Source organism: Aquabacterium sp. (assembly GCF_004297345.1).
Taxonomy (GTDB): domain Bacteria; phylum Pseudomonadota; class Gammaproteobacteria; order Burkholderiales; family Burkholderiaceae_C; genus Aquabacterium.
Genome location: NZ_SCTN01000592.1, coordinates 1 through 2,200, shown reverse-complemented (window position 1 = coordinate 2,200; position 2,200 = coordinate 1). Strand labels below are relative to the sequence as shown.

At 59.3% G+C, this 2,200-nt stretch carries 1 protein-coding gene; it reads left to right on the top strand.

Annotated elements, in window-relative coordinates; genetic code table 11:
- On the top strand, positions 1–2,200 hold a 2,200-nt coding region (locus EPO09_RS21830), incomplete at both ends, for an RHS repeat-associated core domain-containing protein (RefSeq protein WP_290646667.1).

The following is a 2,200-nucleotide window of genomic DNA, read 5'->3' as shown; positions in this document are numbered from 1 at the left end:
GGCAACATCACCACTGTTGCGGATGTGCCTGCAGCGGGCAGCGGCCTGTCGAACCGGGTGACGACGACCAGCTACGATGAACTCAACCGGCCTTCGCGCATCGTTGGCCCACAGTACACCGACAGTGCGCATGGGACGGTGTGTCCGGTCACGGTCAACACCTACGACGCGCTGGGCCGCTTGAAACAGGTGGCTGCGGGCTATACACCCAGCCCGTGCACGACCAGCTCAAGCGATGTCACCACGGTTCAAATGGGGCAGACCTTTGACGACTTTGATCGCAAGATCACGAGTACCGATGGTTTGAGCCGTTCATGGACTTATGCCTATGACGCCAACAACAACGTCCAGACGACGACCGACCCCAAGACACAGGTCACGACCTATACCTGGGATATTGGGCATCAACTGCTGACCCGTACGGAACAAGGCGGGCGCAAGACCACCTACACCCGCAATGCACTGGGCCAGGTGCTGACCGCGAGTCACCCGGAGGTGAACTACACCTACGCCTACGATGCGGCGCATCGCCAGATCTTGGTGGCCGATGGGCGCTCGAACAAATCGCTGACCTATGACTGGAGCCCAGGCGGCTTGCTCAACAGCATCACGGACACGGATGGCCGCAAGACAAACTACCTGTATGACCCGGTGGGCCGCCTGGCTAGCATCACCGCGCCAAACGGCGACACCATCGCCTACCAGATGGATGCTGCAGGTCGGCTGATTCAGCGCACGATGCCCAATGGTTTGTCCTCGCACCTGACCTACAACGAGGACAACTCGCTGCATCAGGTGATCAACAACGATACGGCCTCGCACATCATCAGCCAGCACGACTACGCCTATGACGGCGTGGGCAACCGTGTCAATGTGGCGGACAACATCGGCGGCTCGTCGATCACATCGAGCTACACCTATGACGAACTCAAGCGCCTGACGCAGGTCGGCAATGGCACGGCGGCCCAGCAGGAGAACTACAGCTATGACGCGCTGAACAACCGGCTGACGCGCTCGGTTGGGCAAAGCAGTCCGACCGTGACGGCCTACAAGTATGATGCGGCCAATCAGTTGACGGAGATCCACAGCGGCACGGTGACTGGCCCACTGCAGGCGGCCTTGGCCCACGATGCCAACGGCAATATCACCAGCGACGGCACGCGCACTTATACCTGGGATGCGCTGAACCAGTTGCAGCAAGTGGTCAGCGGCTCGACAACCGTCAACTACGGCTATGACGACGGTGGACGCCGGGTCAGGAAGGTCGTTGGCGGTGTCACCACGCAGTGGGTCTATGACGCACAGGACATCTACGCCGAATACCCCAGCACCTGGACTACGCCCACGGCTGTGTACACCAGTGGTGGCGGCACGGATGACCCCGTGATTCGCGCTGCGGTGACGGGCGCCGCCACCTACGGCACGGCTAGCTACTACCACGCCGATGGCTTGGGCAGCATTGTGGGGATCAGCAACAACGCTGACACCACCACGCAGACACAACGATTCGATGCGTGGGGTAACAAGCTTAGCGGCACTGTGCCTCAAAGCGTGCAATACGGCTATGCAGGCAGAGAGCCGGATGAGACCGGCCTAGTGTTCATGCGAGCTCGTTATTACTCGCCTGGCATCGCAGCCTTCTTGTCCAGGGATCCTGTCGGTTTGCAAGGCGGTATCAATGCCTACGCCTATGTGGGGGGCAACCCCATCAACAGTGTCGATCCTTCTGGTTTGACGCCGCAAAGCCCGCTGAGCACTCAGTCGCAGTCGTCATATCCGTCTGTGAATGTCGCTCAGGCTGTCCTCAGGACCATGATGGTCACTGGCGCAAGTGCGACAGCTATTGGTGGAGGCTATCAGCTTGATGCCTCTGGAGATGCAATTCCAGCGTCTCAAGCACCGTCTGCCGGAGCAAAGCTGTGGGATGCCATTGGGTCTTCCGTGGACTCATCCGTGCGGGGCTTGCGGAATTTGCTGACCACCCCAGGCAAGGCTTGGGACAACTTCCAGAACAATGTCTTTGGTGGGCTGATATTCAACGGGGCTGACAATACCAGTGCTCAAAATGGAGCAGGTAGTGACGACCAGCAAGATGTGACTAAGCGTCCATCGCGGGTTCGAAAAGGTACTGAGCAAGCCAACTGGGATAATGCTGCGGATGGCGAAAATGGCAGCAAGCTTTGCTCGACTTGCGGTGGAG